The sequence below is a fragment of the Mycobacterium ahvazicum genome (assembly GCF_900176255.2).
GTDB lineage: Bacteria > Actinomycetota > Actinomycetes > Mycobacteriales > Mycobacteriaceae > Mycobacterium > Mycobacterium ahvazicum.
In genome coordinates this window covers 835,852-852,791 of sequence record NZ_FXEG02000003.1, presented here as the reverse complement: position 1 = coordinate 852,791, position 16,940 = coordinate 835,852, and the positions used below count along the sequence as shown (strand labels likewise).

At 67.1% G+C, this 16,940-nt stretch carries 16 protein-coding genes and 1 pseudogene; 8 read left to right on the top strand and 9 right to left on the bottom strand.

From position 1 onward, the window contains the following. The first annotated feature begins 31 nt into the window (after positions 1–31). On the top strand, positions 32–1,420 hold the full coding sequence (locus MAAFP003_RS16665) for a class II 3-deoxy-7-phosphoheptulonate synthase (protein WP_096288620.1): 1,389 nt from the start codon (positions 32–34) through the stop codon (positions 1,418–1,420). On the opposite strand, the gene MAAFP003_RS16660 is transcribed toward MAAFP003_RS16665, so the two are convergent. Then, positions 1,417–2,862, bottom strand: coding sequence for an FAD-dependent oxidoreductase (locus MAAFP003_RS16660; RefSeq protein WP_096288618.1), 1,446 nt, complete (start codon positions 2,860–2,862; stop codon positions 1,417–1,419). The two genes, MAAFP003_RS16665 and MAAFP003_RS16660, sit on opposite strands and share 4 nt — an antisense overlap. A gap of 221 nt (positions 2,863–3,083) precedes the next feature. Here MAAFP003_RS16660 and MAAFP003_RS29950 point away from each other — a divergent pair, with 221 nt between their 5' ends. Together MAAFP003_RS29950 and MAAFP003_RS16650 are read left to right on the top strand one after the other, a co-directional pair. After that, positions 3,084–4,313: a PPE family protein gene (locus tag MAAFP003_RS29950; protein ID WP_096288616.1), complete on the top strand. Its 1,230-nt coding sequence runs from the start codon at positions 3,084–3,086 to the stop codon at positions 4,311–4,313. 39 nt (positions 4,314–4,352) lie between these two features. Then, positions 4,353–4,748, top strand: a pseudogene (locus MAAFP003_RS16650) (PPE family protein); the annotation flags it as partial. Between the two features lie 65 nt (positions 4,749–4,813). Here the strand turns inward: MAAFP003_RS16650 and MAAFP003_RS16645 are convergent. After that, entirely contained in the window at positions 4,814–6,043 is a 1,230-nt protein-coding gene (locus MAAFP003_RS16645; RefSeq protein WP_096291213.1) for an IS256 family transposase, read from the bottom strand. Between the two features lie 59 nt (positions 6,044–6,102). On the opposite strand from MAAFP003_RS16645, the gene MAAFP003_RS29945 reads away from it, so the two are divergent. Then, entirely contained in the window at positions 6,103–6,957 is an 855-nt protein-coding gene (locus MAAFP003_RS29945; RefSeq protein WP_423790905.1) for a PPE domain-containing protein, read from the top strand. 176 nt (positions 6,958–7,133) lie between these two features. On the opposite strand, the gene MAAFP003_RS29940 is transcribed toward MAAFP003_RS29945, so the two are convergent. Further along, positions 7,134–7,256, bottom strand: a complete 123-nt coding sequence (locus tag MAAFP003_RS29940; RefSeq protein ID WP_279304506.1) for a hypothetical protein — start codon at positions 7,254–7,256, stop codon at positions 7,134–7,136. A 285-nt stretch (positions 7,257–7,541) separates the two neighbouring features. Here MAAFP003_RS29940 and MAAFP003_RS16635 point away from each other — a divergent pair, with 285 nt between their 5' ends. Further along, the gene (locus MAAFP003_RS16635) at positions 7,542–8,627 is read left to right on the top strand and encodes a methyltransferase (protein ID WP_096288610.1); all 1,086 of its coding nucleotides are present in this window, start codon (positions 7,542–7,544) and stop codon (positions 8,625–8,627) included. On the opposite strand, the gene MAAFP003_RS16630 is transcribed toward MAAFP003_RS16635, so the two are convergent. Together MAAFP003_RS16630 and MAAFP003_RS16625 are read right to left on the bottom strand one after the other, a co-directional pair. Continuing rightward, entirely contained in the window at positions 8,599–9,294 is a 696-nt protein-coding gene (locus MAAFP003_RS16630; protein ID WP_096288608.1) for a TetR/AcrR family transcriptional regulator, read from the bottom strand. The genes MAAFP003_RS16635 and MAAFP003_RS16630 overlap by 29 nt on opposite strands. 85 nt (positions 9,295–9,379) lie before the next feature. Next, entirely contained in the window at positions 9,380–10,603 is a 1,224-nt protein-coding gene (locus tag MAAFP003_RS16625; protein ID WP_207768544.1) for a protein kinase domain-containing protein, read from the bottom strand. A 90-nt stretch (positions 10,604–10,693) separates the two neighbouring features. Between MAAFP003_RS16625 and MAAFP003_RS16620 the strand changes: the two genes are divergently transcribed. Continuing rightward, complete coding sequence (locus MAAFP003_RS16620; protein WP_096288606.1) at positions 10,694–11,098, top strand: Rv2175c family DNA-binding protein; 405 nt, start codon at positions 10,694–10,696, stop codon at positions 11,096–11,098. A gap of 8 nt (positions 11,099–11,106) precedes the next feature. On the opposite strand, the gene MAAFP003_RS16615 is transcribed toward MAAFP003_RS16620, so the two are convergent. Then, positions 11,107–12,639: an alpha-(1->6)-mannopyranosyltransferase A gene (locus tag MAAFP003_RS16615; protein ID WP_096288604.1), complete on the bottom strand. Its 1,533-nt coding sequence runs from the start codon at positions 12,637–12,639 to the stop codon at positions 11,107–11,109. A gap of 4 nt (positions 12,640–12,643) precedes the next feature. Continuing rightward, a complete protein-coding gene (idsA2, locus tag MAAFP003_RS16610) occupies positions 12,644–13,693 on the bottom strand; it encodes a bifunctional (2E,6E)-farnesyl/geranyl diphosphate synthase (RefSeq protein WP_096288602.1) in 1,050 nt (349 codons plus the stop codon). A gap of 210 nt (positions 13,694–13,903) precedes the next feature. Between idsA2 and MAAFP003_RS16605 the strand changes: the two genes are divergently transcribed. Then, the gene (locus MAAFP003_RS16605; protein WP_096288599.1) at positions 13,904–14,800 is read left to right on the top strand and encodes a mycobacterial-type methylenetetrahydrofolate reductase; all 897 of its coding nucleotides are present in this window, start codon (positions 13,904–13,906) and stop codon (positions 14,798–14,800) included. On the opposite strand, the gene lppM is transcribed toward MAAFP003_RS16605, so the two are convergent. Then, a complete protein-coding gene (lppM, locus tag MAAFP003_RS16600; protein ID WP_096291211.1) occupies positions 14,797–15,447 on the bottom strand; it encodes a lipoprotein LppM in 651 nt (216 codons plus the stop codon). The genes MAAFP003_RS16605 and lppM overlap by 4 nt on opposite strands. Before the next feature lie 130 nt (positions 15,448–15,577). Beyond that, complete coding sequence (locus MAAFP003_RS16595) at positions 15,578–16,180, bottom strand: GNAT family N-acetyltransferase (RefSeq protein ID WP_096288596.1); 603 nt, start codon at positions 16,178–16,180, stop codon at positions 15,578–15,580. 325 nt (positions 16,181–16,505) lie between these two features. On the opposite strand from MAAFP003_RS16595, the gene MAAFP003_RS16590 reads away from it, so the two are divergent. Further along, positions 16,506–16,907, top strand: a complete 402-nt coding sequence (locus MAAFP003_RS16590) for a DUF3040 domain-containing protein (RefSeq protein WP_096288593.1) — start codon at positions 16,506–16,508, stop codon at positions 16,905–16,907. Positions 16,908–16,940: the final 33 nt, after the last annotated feature.

Below are 16,940 nucleotides of genomic sequence, written 5' to 3'. Positions count from 1 at the left end.
GGCCCTGGCTGGCCACAGATATCATGGACCGATGAACTGGACCGTCGACGTACCGATCGACCAGCTGCCGGCGCTGCCGCCGCTGCCCGCTGACCTGCGGACGCGGCTGGACGCTGCATTGGCTAAGCCTGCCGCGCAGCAACCGTCGTGGCCCGACGAGCAGGCCGCCGCGATGCGCACGGTTCTGGAAAGCGTTCCGCCGGTGACGGTGCCGTCCGAAGTCGTGCGGCTGCAAGACCAACTCGCCCAGGTCGCCAAGGGTGAAGCCTTCCTGCTGCAGGGCGGCGACTGCGCGGAGACGTTCGTCGACAACACCGAGCCACACATCCGGGGCAACGTGCGCACCCTGCTGCAGATGGCGGTGGTGCTGACCTACGGCGCCAGCCTGCCGGTGGTCAAGGTGGCCCGCATCGCGGGTCAGTACGCCAAGCCCCGGTCGGCCGATATCGACGCGCTGGGCCTGAAGTCCTACCGCGGCGACATGATTAACGGCTTCGCCCCGGATGGCGCTGCGCGCGTGCACGACCCGTCTCGGCTGATCCGTGCCTACGCCAACGCCAGCGCCGCGATGAACCTGATGCGGGCGCTGACGTCGTCGGGGCTGGCTTCGCTGCACGGGGTGCACGACTGGAACCGGGAGTTCGTCCGCACCTCGCCGGCGGGTGCCCGGTACGAGGCGTTGGCGGCCGAAATCGACCGCGCGCTGAGCTTCATGAGCGCGTGCGGCGTGGCCGACCGCAATCTGCAGACCGCCGAGATCTACGCCAGCCACGAGGCTCTGGTGCTCGACTACGAGCGCGCGATGCTGCGGCTGTCGGAAAGTGAAGACGGCGACCCGCAGCTCTACGACTTGTCGGCGCACACGGTGTGGATCGGGGAGCGGACCCGCCAGCTCGACGGCGCGCACGTCGCGTTCGCGGAGGTGATCGCGAACCCGATCGGCGTCAAGCTCGGCCCGACGATGACGCCCGAGCTGGCGATGGAGTACGTCGAGCGTCTCGACCCGCACAACAAGCCGGGCCGGCTCACGCTGGTCAGCCGGATGGGCAACAACAAGGTCCGCGACCTGCTGCCGCCGATCATCGAGAAGGTGCAGGCCACCGGTCACCAGGTGATCTGGCAGTGCGACCCGATGCACGGCAACACCCATGAGTCGTCCACCGGGTACAAGACCCGGCACTTCGACCGCATCGTCGACGAGGTGCAGGGCTTCTTCGAGGTGCACCGCGCGCTGGGCACCCATCCCGGCGGCATCCACGTCGAGATCACCGGCGAGGACGTCACCGAGTGTCTGGGTGGGGCACAAGACATTTCGGATCACGATCTGGGCGGCCGTTACGAAACGGCGTGCGACCCGCGGCTGAACACCCAGCAGTCGCTGGAGCTGGCGTTCCTGGTCGCCGAGATGCTGCGCGACTAGCTTCGCGCAGCAAGCCGCTCCCGTTGCGGCACAACCGAAGCCGCGGCCGCACGATTTCTGCTCCGGGAAAATCGCGCCCGCAGGTTTCCCCACAGGATGCGGGGCAGCAGGGCGGGATCGCGCAGCCGCGACGGCGGGTCGACGAAGTTCGAAACGCGAAAGAAGCGTTCGGTCAGCACGACGTCATGGGCGGCGGCGTTCAGGGCCGCGTTGGAGAGCCGGCCCTGCAGCCGTGCTCTGACGGATTTTCGGTCGCGAGTCGGGGAAGGGACTCGCGACCGGGCCTGATTGGCGACCCAGGTCGCCCCGATGTAGCGCGCAGTGGCGCGAAAATAGCGTGGCGCAAGGGCCGTATTGCCGCCGGAGCTCAGGCACTCGCGCAGGGTCAGCGCTTCCAGCGCGGCAATCGTCATGCCCTGACCGTGGGTTGGGTCGAGGCTGCAGAGCGCGTCGCCGATCACCAGCAGACCCGAAGGGAAGCGGGGCATCTGGTCGTAGCGCCGCCAGACCGCGGCGGCGTGGCGATAGGTGACGGCTTCCCCGATGGGGTGCGCTTGGCGCAGACCCTCGACGACGGCCGGGGGGAGGGACGGCGCGGCCAGCTCGAGCATCTCTGCGAAATCGGTTGGCAGCTCTGCGGATTCGGTGTGCTGGCCGATCGCCAGCATCCAGGTGTCGTGCTCGCAGGCCAGCAACAGGCCGCCGGGCTTGCCGTCACCCGGATTGAACAGCACCAGCCGCTGGGCGATGGATCCCTCGGGGGCACTTATGTGTTGGCTCGAGTAGCCAAGCCTGGACACTTGCCGGTCCTCGGTGGGCCGTGGGAAACCCAGCCGTTCTAAAAACGCCGGGGTGCGCGCGGCCCGGCCCATCGCGTCCACCACCAGATCGGCGTCCAGTGTCGTGACAAAACCGTTGTAGCGCCTGATGATTCGCACCCCATTGACGATGTCTGAGGTGTTGACCAGTTCGGCGACGTCGTGTCCGTCGAGGAACGTGACGTTGGCCAACGCCTTGACGCGTCGGCGCAGATGAAATTCCACGAACGGCCGGCTTGCCAGGCAGAGCGCCAGTGCGTCCGGATCGGCGAATCTGCCGGACCGCTTGAACTCATAACGCCCGACGCGCACATAGAAATTCGACAGCTCGCCGTCGTCGACGACGACCGCCCCGGCTCGGGCGAGGTCCGCTAACAGCCCGGGAAACAATTCCTCCAGCACCTGCAGGCCGCGGCTGTGGAAGTTATGCACATGGCGGCCCTGGGGGATACCCCTGCGATGGCACGGGTAGTCGGGCAACCTGTCCCTCTCGACCACGCTGACCGAGTCGTAGAACTCCGAAAGTACGCGCGCCGCAAGTAAACCCGCCATTCCGGCGCCCAGTACGACCGCGTGTTCGCCGAGCCGGTGCGGCGAGTCGATGCCGAGCATTGTCGAACCCATGCAGCGATACGCTACACGAAAATTAAGAAAAATAAGAGATTTCTGAGGTTACTTTAAGATTCGTGTCGCGACCGTGACATCGGGTCGGCCGGCGCTTGCTGTCACCCGACGTTTACGTCGTTTTGCTGGCGCCCGGCCACGGTGGCGGTTATTCTATGGCCGTTGAAAAAATATTCAATGATTATTGAAATAATCCCTTCGCGCCCGGGAGGACTGACGACATGGATTTTGCGTTGCTGCCTCCGGAGGTCAATTCCGGGCTCATGTATGCCGGTGCCGGGTCGGGGCCGTTGTTGGCGGCCGCGGCGGGGTGGGACGCATTGGCCGCCCAGCTCGAGTCGGCCGCCAGCGGTTATGCGGCGCAGCTGGCCGGGTTGACCGGTCAGGCGTGGTCGGGTCCGTCGTCGGTGTTGATGAGCGCCGCGGCCACACCGTATGTGCAGTGGCTGTCTACCGCCGCGGCGCAGGCCGCGCAGACCGGGGTTCAGGCCTCCGCGGCGGCGGCGGCTTATGAGGCCGCGTTTGCGATGACGGTGCCGCCGCCGGTGATCGCGGCCAACCGGGCACAGCTGATAGCCCTGGTCGCCACCAATTTCTTCGGGCAGAACACCGCGGCGATCGCGGCGACCGAGGCGCAGTACGGGGAGATGTGGGTTCAGGACGCCACCGCCATGTACGGCTACGCGGCCGACTCCGAAATCGCCAGCACCCTGACCACCTTTGACGATCCGCCCCAGACCACCAACCCGGCGGGGCAGGATGCCCAGGCCCAGACGATGGCGCAGACAACGGCGCAGACGACCGGCGACGCGACACGGCAGGTGGCCACCAGCAATGCCACGATGCACTCGCTGAGCTCCGCCACCACCGACTTCACCGGGCCTGTTGCTCCGGACCAGACCGTGACCGTGTCGCCGGGCAACACCATCACCCTCGGTACCGACACGGGCATGTTGATCAATAGCGGCGAGATCACAGTCACCGGCCCTGGCACTAACCTCATCACCTACGGCTCGGTAATTATGAACCCCGGCAGCACAATTCACACGATCATCGACTGCTCCGCGGACGGTGTTCTGATTCCGGAAGGCGTTGACTTCACTGCCGGAGCCAACCCCGTCGTGCTGACTCCCGCGTCGTTCCAGGAGGTCCTGGTCACCCTCGTCAACGGCTCCGCCACACTCCCCGGTGCCGGTGTGGGGCAGACCGCCGTCCAGACCTTCGCAAACACCGCCACCGCCATCGCCGGCCCCGCGGGCGCGTCCATCACCAACGCGTTCGGCTCGGTCACCGTCGCCTCCGCCACTCCCATCGTCCCGAGCTCGTCGAGCGCAGTGGGGGCCGCCCCGTTGGGCGGGCTGGCCGCGCCGGGCCTGGCGGGCACCGCGGCCATTCAGCCTCAGCTCAATGTGGATGGGCTGCTGGAGTGGGCTGAAACGATTGCCGGCTGAAGGTAGACAAATCGTGGTGCACGCGAAAGGTCGGGACTGATGGATTTTGCGTTGCTGCCTCCGGAGGTCAATTCCGGGCTCATGTATGCCGGTGCCGGGTCGGGGCCGTTGTTGGCGGCCGCGGCGGGGTGGGACGCATTGGCCGCCCAGCTCGAGTCGGCCGCCAGCGGTTATGCGGCGCAGCTGGCCGGGGTGACCGGTCAGGCCTGGTCGGGTCCGTCGTCGGTGCTGATGAGCGCCGCGGCCACACCGTATGTGCAGTGGCTGTCTACCGCCGCGGCGCAGGCCGCGCAGACCGGGGTTCAGGCCTCCGCGGCGGCGGCGGCTTATGAGGCGGCGTTCGCGATGACGGTGCCGCCGCCGGTGATCGCGGTCAACCGGGCGCAGTTGATCGCGCTGGTCGCTACCAATTTCTTCGGGCAGAACACCGCGGCGGGCACGCCGCCAGGCGGGCGTGTCAAGATAACTGTGTAAGTTGTTGTAGCCGTTTATCTTTGGGGTCATAGGGGGAGTCGGTCGGGGGATTGGATGGCGAAGGTGTTCAGGGCTTCGGTCCAGCGGTAGGTTCCTGGTCCGGGGGATCCTCGTTTCTGGTTGATGTTGCGGATGGCCAGGTAGAGCAGTTTTAGGGCGGCGGCGTCCGAGGGGAACGAGCCGCGGGCCTTGGTGACCTTGCGGAGTTGATAGTTGAGCGACTCGACGGCGTTGGTGGTGTAGATAATCTTGCGGATCTCGACGGGGAACGCTAGAAACGGCACGAATTCGGCCCAGGCGCGATCCCATACGGCTACCGCACCGGGCGATTTGGTTTTCCATTGGGCGCGAAAGTCCTCGAGGGCGAGTTTGGCGGCCTCTTCGGTGGGCGCGGTGTAGATCGGACGCATCGCGGCGGCCATCTTGCGGCGCTCGGTGTAGGAGGCATAGCGCAGCGAGGAGCGCAGCAGGTGCACCACGCAGGTCTGGATCCCCGCGGCTGGCCACACCGCCGCGATCGATTCGGGTAGCCCGCTCAACCCGTCGCAGCACACGAACAGCGCGTCGCGACACCCGCGGTTGCGCAGCTCGGTGAGCACCCCGTGCCAGAACTTCGCGCCTTCGCTCTGCTGGATCCAGATCCCCAGGACCTGCTTGATGCCGTCGATATCGACGCCGATGACCACGTGGGCGGCCTTGTTGGCCACCACCCCGGAGTCGCGGATTTTGAGGCGGCTGGCGTCGATATACCGGATCGGATAGACCGGATCGACCGGTCGGGACTGCCAGGCGGCGATCTCCTCGGTCACGACGTCGGTGACTCGCGAGATGGTGGCTGCTGACACGGTGGCGCCGTAGACCTCGGCCAGATGCTCGGTGATATCGCGCGTGGACATTCCCCGCGCGTACAGCGACAAGATCATGTCCTCGACCTGGCCCAAGCGGCGTTTACGCTTGGGCACGATCACCGGGCTAAAGGTGCCGTTGCGGTCCCGGGGCACTTCGAGCTCGACCGGCCCGGCCGTGGTCAACACGGTCTTGCGGCCACGCCCGTTGCGGGAGTTACCCGAGCCATAACCGGCCGGATCGCCGTGCTCATAGCCCAGGTGATCGGCGATCTCGACATCCAAAGCGCGTTCGAGCACCGCCTTGGTCATCTGCGCCAACAGTCCGTCAGGACCATCGATCGGCGTGCCCGAGGCCTCGGCATCGGCCAACAAAGCATCCACCGCCGCCGCCGGCAACAGCTCGGCCAGCTTGGCAGCCGCAACGTCCCTGGGCGAGTCAGATTGAGACAACTGAGAACTCCTGTCTGGTGGTCACCCACCATTCAGGCCCAACCACTTACACAGTCAATGAGACACGCCCGGCGACCGAGGCGCAGTACATGCAGATGTGGGTTCAGGACGCCACCGCCATGTACGGCTATGCGGCCGACTCCGAAATCGCCAGCACCCTGACCACCTTTGACGACCCGCCCCAGACCACCAACCCGGCGGGGCCGGGTGACCAATCCAGCGCGGTGGCGCAGGCCGCCGCCAACACCACCGGCGCCCGCACCCAATCACTGGCGCAACTCAGCGCACAAACCAGCTCCCAGCAACTCGCCACGACCGCCAGCACCGGCGACCCCGTCCTCCCTGCTGGTAGCGCCGCCAACGTCGCGCCCGGCGGAGCCGTCCTCGACATCGGCGTCACCGCCACCGCCGGCAACGGCTACCCGGTCACATTCGCGGCACATTCCGAGTTCTTGGCCGTCACCCAGGTGACCGTCACTTTCAATATCAACGGCGGACTTTCCTTTACCTTCGACGCCGGCACCGATGCTTCCTTCGGCGTTCCGGGCGTCGTCGACAGCGGAACCTTCACCGTCCTGTCTGGCTCCTCGGGCGCCGCTGGTACTTTCACCGTCCCGAGCGGCTCCATCACCGCAGTCGGCGCCGGTACCAACGTCCCCCTCGCCAGCGGATCCGTCATCGCCGTCAACTCCGGCACCGTCATCACCGGCCCCGCCGTGGCCCCGGTCGTCGCCACGTCGTCTGGCACGGCGGGAGCGTTGCCCGTGTTAGCCGGGCTGAGCAGCACACCAGGTCTGGCGGGCACCGCAGGAATACAGCCTCAGCTCAACGTGGATGGGCTGTTGGAGTGGGCTCAAACCGCTGCCGGCTGAGAGTCGGCATGGTGGATTTTGTGACGGTCACCCCGACGCGAAATGGTCAGCGGGTGCGGGCGTTCACCCGCCAGGTAGCACCCGGCAGGTGAACGCCCGATCGACGGCGGGGCAGGACCAGAGGTTGGCTGTTCCTGTATTACGAAGTACTGCAACGATATTCGGGGTGGTGCAGATTATCCCGCTGCAACCCCGAGTGGCGGTTCAACGCTGGCCGCGGTGGGAACGCATCCGGTCGCGGCGACGGCGGTGAACGCGAGGACCGCCGCGACGACGATCTTTGTGGCTAGACCTGACATGACGACTCCGTTCATCTGACTTCCTAGGAGAACGGTAGATCAAACCAGCCGTTTTTTCAATGGTCATTGAAATAAGAAAAGGTTGCGGGCATAGTGCTACGTGGACGGGTCCGTCGGGACGCTCCGGTGAACAAGTACCTTTGGGCGCGTTGGCGCTCGGTTCCGCGGTGTGGACGCCTGCCGAGCGCCGGCATCGCGGCACTGTCGCCGCTGTCCGAGCCCACAAGAGAACTCGGCCACGGGAAGCGTCATCGTGGCGAAGGTGAAACGAGGGAAGGTAGTCACGTGACGTCTAAGGTTCCGCCGGCCAAGGTTGCGCGCGTCGTTGAGCGGGCCCGCCACCATCTGTCGCGACTGCGCCAACGTTCCGCTCCGCCTGCGGCGGTGATGATGGAATTGATCCTGAACGCGTGGGTCGCTCAGTCGATCGCGTCGGCGGCCGATCTTGGCGTGGCGGACGCCCTCGCAGATGGCGCGCTGTCCGCCGAGCAACTGGCAAACCGGGTCGGCGCCGACCCCGACGCGCTGCGCCGGCTCCTGCGGGCGTTGATCGGCATCGGCATCTTCCGTCAGCAGCGCGACGGGCGTTACGCACTCACCCCGCTGGCGGAAACGCTGCGCACCGACGCGCCCGTGTCGATGGCCGGGATGGCGCGATGGGTCGGGTCGCCGCAGCATCGGGAGCATTGGAGCCACCTGACCGACGCGATCCGGACCGGGCATCCGGTGGTTCCCGAGCTTCGCGGCAAACCGATTTTCGAATACCTGGCGGACCAGGCGGAGCTGGGGGAGATCTTCAACTCGGCCATGACCAATCTGTCCGAGTTCGCGATCGTGCCCTTGACCGCGGCCTACGACTTCAGCGCGTTCGGCACGATCGTCGATGTCGGCGGCGGACACGGCCGGCTCTTGGCGGCGATTCTCCAGGCGGCTCCGAATTCGCGTGGCGTGCTGTTCGATCTTCCCGAGGTCGTGGCGGGTGCACCGGCGTTGTTTCGCAAGTACGGAGTCGACGACCGCGTCCGGGTCGAAGAGGGGTCGTTCTTCGACCGCGTGCCGGAGGGCGCCGACGCGTACGTGCTCAAGAGCGTCATCCACGACTGGTCGGAGGAAGATGCGGTTCGTATCCTGACCAACGTCCGCACCGCGGCCCCTGCGGGCGCACGAGTGTTGCTCTGCGAGTTCGTCATTCCCGACCACGACCGCGATTTCCACGGCAAGTGGGTGGATATCGAGATGCTGGTTGTCGCCGGCGCACGCGAACGTACCGCGGACGAGTACGCCCGGCTGTTCGATCAGGCCGGTTTCCGGTTGACCCGCATCGTCGACACCGTGTCGCCGCTCAGCGTCGTCGAGGCGACCGCGGTGTAGCCGAGGTGGCCGCGCGCGGCTTCCCCTTCCGTCGCGGCGCCTTGGCCGGCTGTTGCGATGGCAGGTCCAGTCCCAGCTCATCGGCGGGGGCGGTCAAGAACCGGTGCACCACCGGCCCCAACAACCTGACGACGTCGTCAACCCCGAGCGACGACAGCGGCGGCACGCGCATGATGTAGCGCAGCATCGCGGTGCCGACGAGGTTGGTCGCGGCCAGCATCGCGCGCAGTCGTGCCTCGTCGCCACCGCCCATCGCGCCGGACACCGCGGTCATCAGATAGTCGTGCAGGAAAACGCGAAATGCCTCGTTGGCATCGCTGTTGGACGTCGCCGACTGCACGATCGAGGCCATGCTCGCGGCGGTGTCGGGCTGTTCCCAGATGCTCAGGTAGGCGCGCAGCACGCGGTAGCCCAAATCGTCGTCTTTCTCGGTGAGCACGGTTGTCAGCAGGTCAGACGGCAGCACCAACTTCATCGACTCGCGAAACAACTCCGCTTTCGAGCCGAAGAGATAGAGGACCATCGACGGATCGACCCGCGCGTCGTCGGCAATCGCTCGCAGGGTCGTCTTGTCGTAGCCGTTGATCGCGAACTGGTGCTTTGCCGCGCGTAGCACCGTGTCGCGCGACACCGGCTCACCTTGGCGTCGGCCGCGTCGCTTCGTCATTTCCCCAGTTGAGGACACGCGCGAACCATATCATTTCAACCGGCATTGAAAAGGTATCCGGTAGCCGTAGGCTGCGCGTCACCCTTCACAGCAGGCCGCTCAGGTTGCTGCCCAGTGTCCATCCTGCCGTCGCGGCCAGGCCGGTCAACGCCAGCACCAGCGCCACCCAGATCAGCACCATGCGGCGGCCGTTCTGACGTGCCACCGCGAATTCGCTCAGCGCGATGCCGGCGAATTCGCCTGTGACGGGCTGGTATTCGTAATCTTCCTCGGGTTCGGCGTCGGCCTCGGCGCGGGGTTCGGGTTCCGGCCAGTCGGCGGGTCCGCGCGGAAGCTGCCGGGTGGGCTGCCGGATCTGCGGCGGCGCCGGGGGCAGCTGTTCGCTCGCTCGGCTGTGGTGCAGGGCCGCCGAGCGGTGCTGGGCGGAATTGCGCGGTGCCGGCACCCGGAAGTCGGGCAGGTCCAACTCCTCGGCGATCGCCTCCATGTCGGCGAGCATCTCGATCGCGTCGGCGTAGCGCTGCGCGGGGTCGCGCGCGGTCGCGCACGCGACGAAGTCGTCGAATTGCGGGGGCACGCCCTCGATCACGCTGCCGGGGCGCGGCACGTCGCGGTCCAATCGCTGATAGGCGACCGACAGTGGGGAGTCCCCGGAGAACGGCGCACCGCCGGTCAGCAGCTCGTAGGTGAGGATCCCGGCGGAGTAGACGTCGCTGCGCGGGCCGGCATTGCCGTCGCGGACCTGTTCGGGCGACAGGTAGGCCGCGGTGCCCAAGATGACGCTGGTCGAGGTGATGCCTGCGGCCGCGACCGCACGCACCAGCCCGAAATCGGCGATTTTGACGTCGCCCTCGTCGGAGATCAGCACATTCTCGGGCTTGACGTCGCGATGCACCAGCCCGGCGCGGTGCGCGGCGGCCAGGCCGCCCAGCACCGGCCGCAGCACCGCCACCACCGCATGGGGTGGCATCGGGCCGCGCTCGGCCAGCAACTCGCGCAGGGTGCCGCCCTCGATCAGCTCCATCACCAGAAACGGGTGACGCGCGTCCAGGCCCTGGTCATAGACGGCGACCAGTCCCGGGTCCTTCAGCCGGGCCACGGTGCGCGCCTCGAGCTGAAAGCGGTGCAGGAACTGGCTGTCACCGGCATACCGCGAATCCATCACCTTCAGCGCGACCGGCCGATCCAGCCGGACGTCGATGCCGCGGTAGACGGTCGAGGTGCCGCCGCTGGCGATCTTGCCCTGGACCAGGTAGCGGCCATCCAGCAACGCGCTGTCCAACGGGTCGCCCGTCGCGGGTCTGGTCACGGGGCCATCGTAGGTGCGGGCCGGCGGTTGGCGAGGAGAACATCCGTTCAAGGCACCTCCGCACCCGCTGCCACCGCCTACACTTGCGCCGTGGGCAGTATTCCGGCCGGCGACGATGTTCTGGATCCCGACGAGCCAACCTACGACCTGCCCCGGGTCGCCGAGTTGCTCGGCGTGCCGGTGAGCAAGGTGCAGCAGCAGCTGCGAGAAGGTCACCTGCTTGCGGTGCGCCGCGCCGGGGGTGTGGTGATACCGCAGGTCTTCTTCACGAATTCGGGCGAGGTGGTCAAAAGTCTGCCGGGGTTGCTGACGATCCTGCACGACGGCGGCTATCACGAGACCGAGATCGTCCGCTGGCTGTTCACCCCCGATGCGTCGCTGACGGTAACGCGCGACGGCAGCCGCGATGCGCTCAGCAACGCGCGTCCCGTCGACGCGCTGCACGCGCATCAGGCCCGTGAGGTGCTGCGCCGGGCCCAGGCCATGGCGTACTAAGCGGCCTACTAGACGGCCAGAGGTTCTTCGGCCTGTTCAGCGGGCGCTTCCGGGGCGCGGTACAGCGCCCGCCAGGCGATCAGCGCGGCCGCCGTGGCCAGCCCGAAGTGCGTCCAGGAATACATGCCGTGCGACCCGTCGGGCTTGAAGATCACCATGGCCCAGGTCGAGAGCCCGCCGATGACCGCGATCCACCGTCGCGACTGCGCCAGCGGGGAAGCCACCGCCAGCGGCCATGAGTAGTACCACGGCAGGGCGGCCGGCACGAACAGCACCACGATCAGCATCGACCACGCCATCCCGGTCAGCGCGCCCCGGTCGTCGCGACGGTACCGCCACCACAGCAGCGGCAGGGACACCGCGATGATCAGGATGCCGATGAAGCGGGTGACGCGCAGCGTGGCATAGAAGTTGACCGGGACGAAACCGTTGACGGCCCAATGGATCACATTCGCGGCGGCCGTCGGCACGGTCAGCCAGTTGATGATCTTCACCGAGCCGGCCAGCGCGGTCAGCCAGCCCAGGCCGACGCCGGCCACCGCGGACAAGACGGCGAACACCGCGACGAAGATCACCAGGCCCATCGCGGTGGCCGCCGCGAAGGCCCGCAGTGGCCGGTAACCGCGTTGGTCGCGCAGGTGCCGCATCCACACCCAGACCAGAAACGGCAACGACAGTGCCGCAGTGGCTTTGACCGCCACCGCGATCGTGACCAGGGTGATGCCCAGGGCGTGGCGCCGGGCGAAGGTCAGCGCGATGCCGGCGGTCATCAGGCCCACCATCAGCATCTCGTTGTGCACCCCGCCCATCAGATGGATCAGCACCAGCGGGTTCAGCACACAAATCCACAACGCGGTCGCACCGCTGGTGCCGATGTGGTGAGCCAGTCGGGGGGCGGCCCAGATCAACAGCGCCAGGCCCGGCAGCATGCACAACCGCAGCAGCATGGTGCCGAGGATCACGTGATTTCCGGCCAGCACCGTGACGAGCTTGGCTATCAGAATGAACACCGGACCGTACGGCGCTGTGGTGATCGTCCAAATCGGACTTACGTTGTCCAGCAACACATTCGGATTGGCCACCGGACCAACGGCATAGGGATCGAAACCGTCGCGCAGCAGCGCGCCCTGGGCCAGGTAGGAATAGGTGTCGCGGCTGAACACCGGCACCGAGAGCAGTAGCGGCGCCAGCCAGAAGCCGGTGGTGGCGCGCATCATGAATTCGGTGGTCTCGCCGGCTACCACGCGGCGGCCCAGCGCCAGCCATGCGATCAGCATCAGTGCCACGCCCGTCCACAGCAGGATCGAAGACAGCACCAACCCGTGGCCAAATCGCAGCCAGGACATGTGGATTGACTCCAGCAAGGGGTCGTGTGGCTTGGTGCTTCCCGCCCCCAGCCCGCCGGCGGTGATCAGCAGCGAACCCAGGAAGCCCAGCTTGGCGGTGCGGGCCTGCGGTGCGGAGGCGAACTCCTTCAGCTCCGAAAATCGCTGCGCAACAGTTCTTTTCACCGTGGGCGCGCCGGTGTCCGGTGTGGTCATCGACTCAGGCGGACCGGTCGGTGGCCATTCTGGCCAGTTCGGAGAGCCCCGCCTTGGCCGCATCGCTGACGGGAGCGGCGGCGAGCTCGGCCAGCGCCCGCTCGGTCAGCGTGGCGATGCGCTGCTCGGCCGCGGCGAGCGCGCCCACCGACTCGATCACGTCGCGCAGCTCGGCCACTTGAGGCTCGGTCAACGGTGCACCGATGGAACTCCGTAACAAGTTGGCCGCCAAGGGGTTTGACTTGTCCGCCAACTCCATTGCCTCGGCGAGCAGCACGGTGCGCTTGCCGGAGCGCAGGTCGTCACCCGACGGCTTGCCCGTCACCTTCGGATCGCCGAATACGCCCAGCACGTCGTCGCGCAGTTGGAACGCCACGCCGAGGTCGGTCCCGAGCCGGCCGAAGACGGCCTGCACGTCGGGCCGGTCGGCGGCGACCGCGGCGCCGAGCTGCAGCGGTCGCGTCACCGTGTAGCAGGCCGTCTTGAACGTGGCGACGTTCATCGGCGACGCGATCGACTCCGAGGCGCTGGCCTCGGCGACGATGTCGAGGTACTGCCCGCCGAGCACCTCGGTGCGGATATCGGCCCAGACCCGCCGCACGCGGCGCTGCGTATCCGCGGGCAGGTCGGCCCCGAACACGATGTCGTCGGCCCAGGCCAGGGCCAGATCGCCGAGCAGGATGGCCGCCGAGATCCCGAACCGTTCTGCCGAGCCCCGCCACTGGCGGGCGCGGTGCGTCGCGGCGAAATGGACGTGAACCGTCGGCCGGCCGCGACGGGTGGCGGAGTCGTCGATGACGTCGTCATGAACCAGCGCGCAGGCCTGTAACAGCTCCAGCGCGGAAAACAGCAGCAGCACGTGCGCGCCGGGTTCCGCGTCGGCCACCGCACGCCATCCCCAGTACGCGAAGGCGGGCCGCAGCCGCTTGCCCCCGTTGAGCACGAAGTCTTCGAGAGCGGAGATCAACGCGGCGTAGTCGCCGCCGATGTAGGCGGTCTCCGCGCGCCGCGCGTGAAAGTACCGGCGAAGTTGTTCGCCGATCGCGCCGGTCAACTCGGCGGTTGCCGCCTCTGCTGGGGTTTTCAGGCTCAGCGCGGCGCCCCTTTCTCCCTCGGCATGCCCCTGTGTTCGTTAGGCCCGACCAGTGTATTCGCCGTCATAGTGATGGTCGTCTCCCCATGACCGCCGGTCCCCGCCAGGCCGGGCGGTAACCCGGCGCCCCTATGCTGGCGAGGTGCTGTTCGTCCGAGGGAAAGGAGCCGCGTGACTCTCAACACCGTCGCGCTCGAGCTGGTGCCGCCGAACGTGGACGAGGGTCGGGAGCGGGCGCTGGACGAGGCGCGCAAGGTCCTGCAGTACTCCGCGGAGTCCGGTCTTACCGGCCGCATCCGTCATGTGATGATTCCGGGCATCATCGCCGAGGACGACGACCGTCCCATCGCGATGAAGCCGAAGTTCGACGTCCTGGACTTCTGGTCGGTGATCAAGCCCGAACTGCCGGGGATCAGCGGTCTCTGCACGCAGGTCACCGCGTTTCTGGACGAATCGACACTGCGTGGGCGGCTGACTTCGCTCACCGAGTCCGGCATGGAAGGCGTTGTGTTCGTCGGCGTCCCGCGCACGATGAACGACGGCGAGGGCTCCGGCGTCGCGCCGACCGACGCCCTGTCGATCTATCGCGACCTGGTGCCCAACCGCGGCGTGATCCTGATCCCGACCCGCGAGGGCGAACACGGCCGGTTCAACTTCAAGTGCGACCGGGGCGCCACCTACGGCATGACCCAGTTGCTGTATTCCGATGCGATCGTGGGCTTTTTGACCGAGTTCGCCAAGACCACCGATCACCGGCCCGAGATCCTGCTGTCGTTCGGCTTCGTGCCGAAGATGGAGAACAAAACCGGGCTTATCAATTGGCTTATCCAGGATCCGGGCAACGCCGCGGTGGCCGCCGAGCAGGAGTTCGTCAAGGAGCTGGCCGGCCGCGAACCGCCGCAGAAGCGCCAGATGATGCTCGACCTGTACAAGCGGGTGATCGACGGCGTCGCCGAGCTCGGCTTCCCGCTGAGCGTTCACCTGGAGGCGACGTACGGGCTGTCCGGCCCGGCGTTCGCGACCTTCGCCGAGATGATCGATTACTGGTCGCCCGCCCAGCGGGTCTAACTACTCGGTGGCTGATTGCCCGGCGTGGTGAACCGCTCCGAGCGGTCCCGGCTCATCCAGGCCAGAAGCGCGACCACGCCCGCCGCCGCGAACGATGCGATGCCCAGCCATACCCCGGCGCCGGTGAAGGAACGGGTGTTCGGATCGGTGTAGCGCGCCTGGGCGGTCATCGTGCTGACCACGCCCGGCTTGAGCTTCCACGACACGGCATCGGGATCGACCCGGTCGCCGTTGGTCGACGTCACGACGCCGGGAAAGGCGACGGTCAGCTCGACGTCGGCGTCCGGGTCGGTCAGCGACGTCAGATCCGCGCGGCCTTCCAGGATCACCACGTTGCCGTTGCGGCGCAGTGAGACGTTGACGCCCGCCGCGTCGGAGTTCATGTTCGCCAGCTGCGGCAATTCCCCGAACGTCAGGTCGGAGAACACCGCCTGCGACCCGACGTAGCCGTCGCTGTCGTAATTCGATACCGCGACCTTCTGGTTGAAGGGCAGGTTGTTGGTGTCCAGCTGCGGGCCGGTGTCCTTCGGCGTCTTCGGTTTGGCCGCCGCGATGATCTCGCCGGACACCAGGTCGTCGGGCGAGATCGTCAGCGAGGCCCTGGCCCGCAGGCATCCGGTCGCCAGCGGAACCAGGAGCATCAGCATCGCGATGGCCAGCACGCGAGTGGTTGCTCGGCTTCGGCGTGGGGGAGAGCTGGCGCGCACCAGGTTATCGTGCCAGATCTGGTGTGACGCTTGCCCACGTCGTCGGCTTGCCGGTCCGCCGGCGGTGCCCTCAGAGCGGCAGCGAGCGGCCCAGGATCGCGAATGCCCGTGGGTCACCGGCGAAGTGGTAGCGGCGGATGATGTCGTTGAAGCCCAGCCGGCGATACAACCGCCAGGCGCGATTGGCCTCACCGTTGGTTTCCGGCGTCGAGAGCAGGACGTTGCGCTCACAGCGGCCGGCGAGCAGCCGGCGGGCCAGCGCCTCGCCAATGCCGCGGCCCTGGGCGCGCGGATGAATGTGCAGTTCGGTCAGCTCGAAATAGCTGTTCATCAGCTGCGCGATCTCGTGAGCCGGCAGACCGCCGCGCTGCATGCCCAACACAACCTGCTGCTGCCACCACTGGCCCGGCGCCCCCGGGTAGCCGTAGGCCACCCCGAGTAGCGGTGCATCGCTGAGTTCGGACGCCGACGGCACATCGGCGCCCTCGGCCGCGTCCGCCTCGACCGCGGCGGCGGCCTGCCAACCGCGCCGGCGGATGTGTTCGAGCCACATGCCCGCACGCTGATTCTCGGTACCGCGCGGGTAGCGCATCGCGTCGACGTAGACCCCGAGGGCCTCACTGAGGCGGCGCTCCATATCGTTCGGCGGCAGATCGATGAGGAATATCGCCAACTCGCGGTGTCCTCCTCGTCGCAATGAGCGGGCGGGCCTTCTGTCGTCGTCGGCCCCGTGCCCGTATCGCCATTATCGGGTCCGGGACCGATCGGCGGACGGGCGGTGGTGGCAACCAGCCGACCGCCGCGTCGGTTTCGGCAAGGGTGTTGTAACGCATCGGCGTTGCGGCCCGATGATCGTCGGGAAGCAACGGAGATAGAATCGCGGACGAACCAGTGGTACGGGTCAGATTGACCTCGTATCATTTGACTTAGTTGCCCATACAATGGGCATCCGCGTGCTATCGATAGTTACGTGTCAGTCTGTCGGCAAGGAGGGACGAATGCCACTCTCCGATCATGAGCAGCGGATGCTCGACCAGATCGAGAGCGCTCTCTACGCCGAGGATCCCAAGTTCGCTTCGAGCGTACGGGGTGGGGGGTTCCGCGCACCGACCGCGCGGCGCCGTCTGCAGGGTGCGGCGCTCTTCGTTATCGGTCTGGCGATGCTGGTTTCCGGCGTGGCGTTCAAGGCCACGATGATTGGCAGCTTCCCGATTCTCAGCGTCGTTGGCTTCGTTGTGATGTTCGGTGGTGTGGTGTTCGCCATCACCGGTCCGCGGATGTCCGGGCGCCCCAACCAGCCCGGGCCGGCGCAGGGCTCGCGCCAACGCCGCAACAAAGGCGGCGGGGGCTCGTTCACGAGCCGCATGGAGGATCGCTTCCGCCGCCGCTTCGACGAGTAACCGAACGCTAGACGGGACGGGGTAGCCACCGGC

Coding starts and splice junctions, on each gene's coding strand:
- MAAFP003_RS16665 (WP_096288620.1), top strand. CDS start 32: ATGAACTGGACCGTCGACGTACCGATCGACCAGCTGCCGGCGCTGCCG.
- MAAFP003_RS16660 (WP_096288618.1), bottom strand. CDS start 2,862: ATGGGTTCGACAATGCTCGGCATCGACTCGCCGCACCGGCTCGGCGAA.
- MAAFP003_RS29950 (WP_096288616.1), top strand. CDS start 3,084: ATGGATTTTGCGTTGCTGCCTCCGGAGGTCAATTCCGGGCTCATGTAT.
- MAAFP003_RS29940 (WP_279304506.1), bottom strand. CDS start 7,256: ATGTCAGGTCTAGCCACAAAGATCGTCGTCGCGGCGGTCCTCGCGTTC.
- MAAFP003_RS16630 (WP_096288608.1), bottom strand. CDS start 9,294: ATGACGAAGCGACGCGGCCGACGCCAAGGTGAGCCGGTGTCGCGCGAC.
- MAAFP003_RS16615 (WP_096288604.1), bottom strand. CDS start 12,639: ATGACCACACCGGACACCGGCGCGCCCACGGTGAAAAGAACTGTTGCG.
- lppM (WP_096291211.1), bottom strand. CDS start 15,447: ATGCTGATGCTCCTGGTTCCGCTGGCGACCGGATGCCTGCGGGCCAGG.
- MAAFP003_RS16590 (WP_096288593.1), top strand. CDS start 16,506: ATGCCACTCTCCGATCATGAGCAGCGGATGCTCGACCAGATCGAGAGC.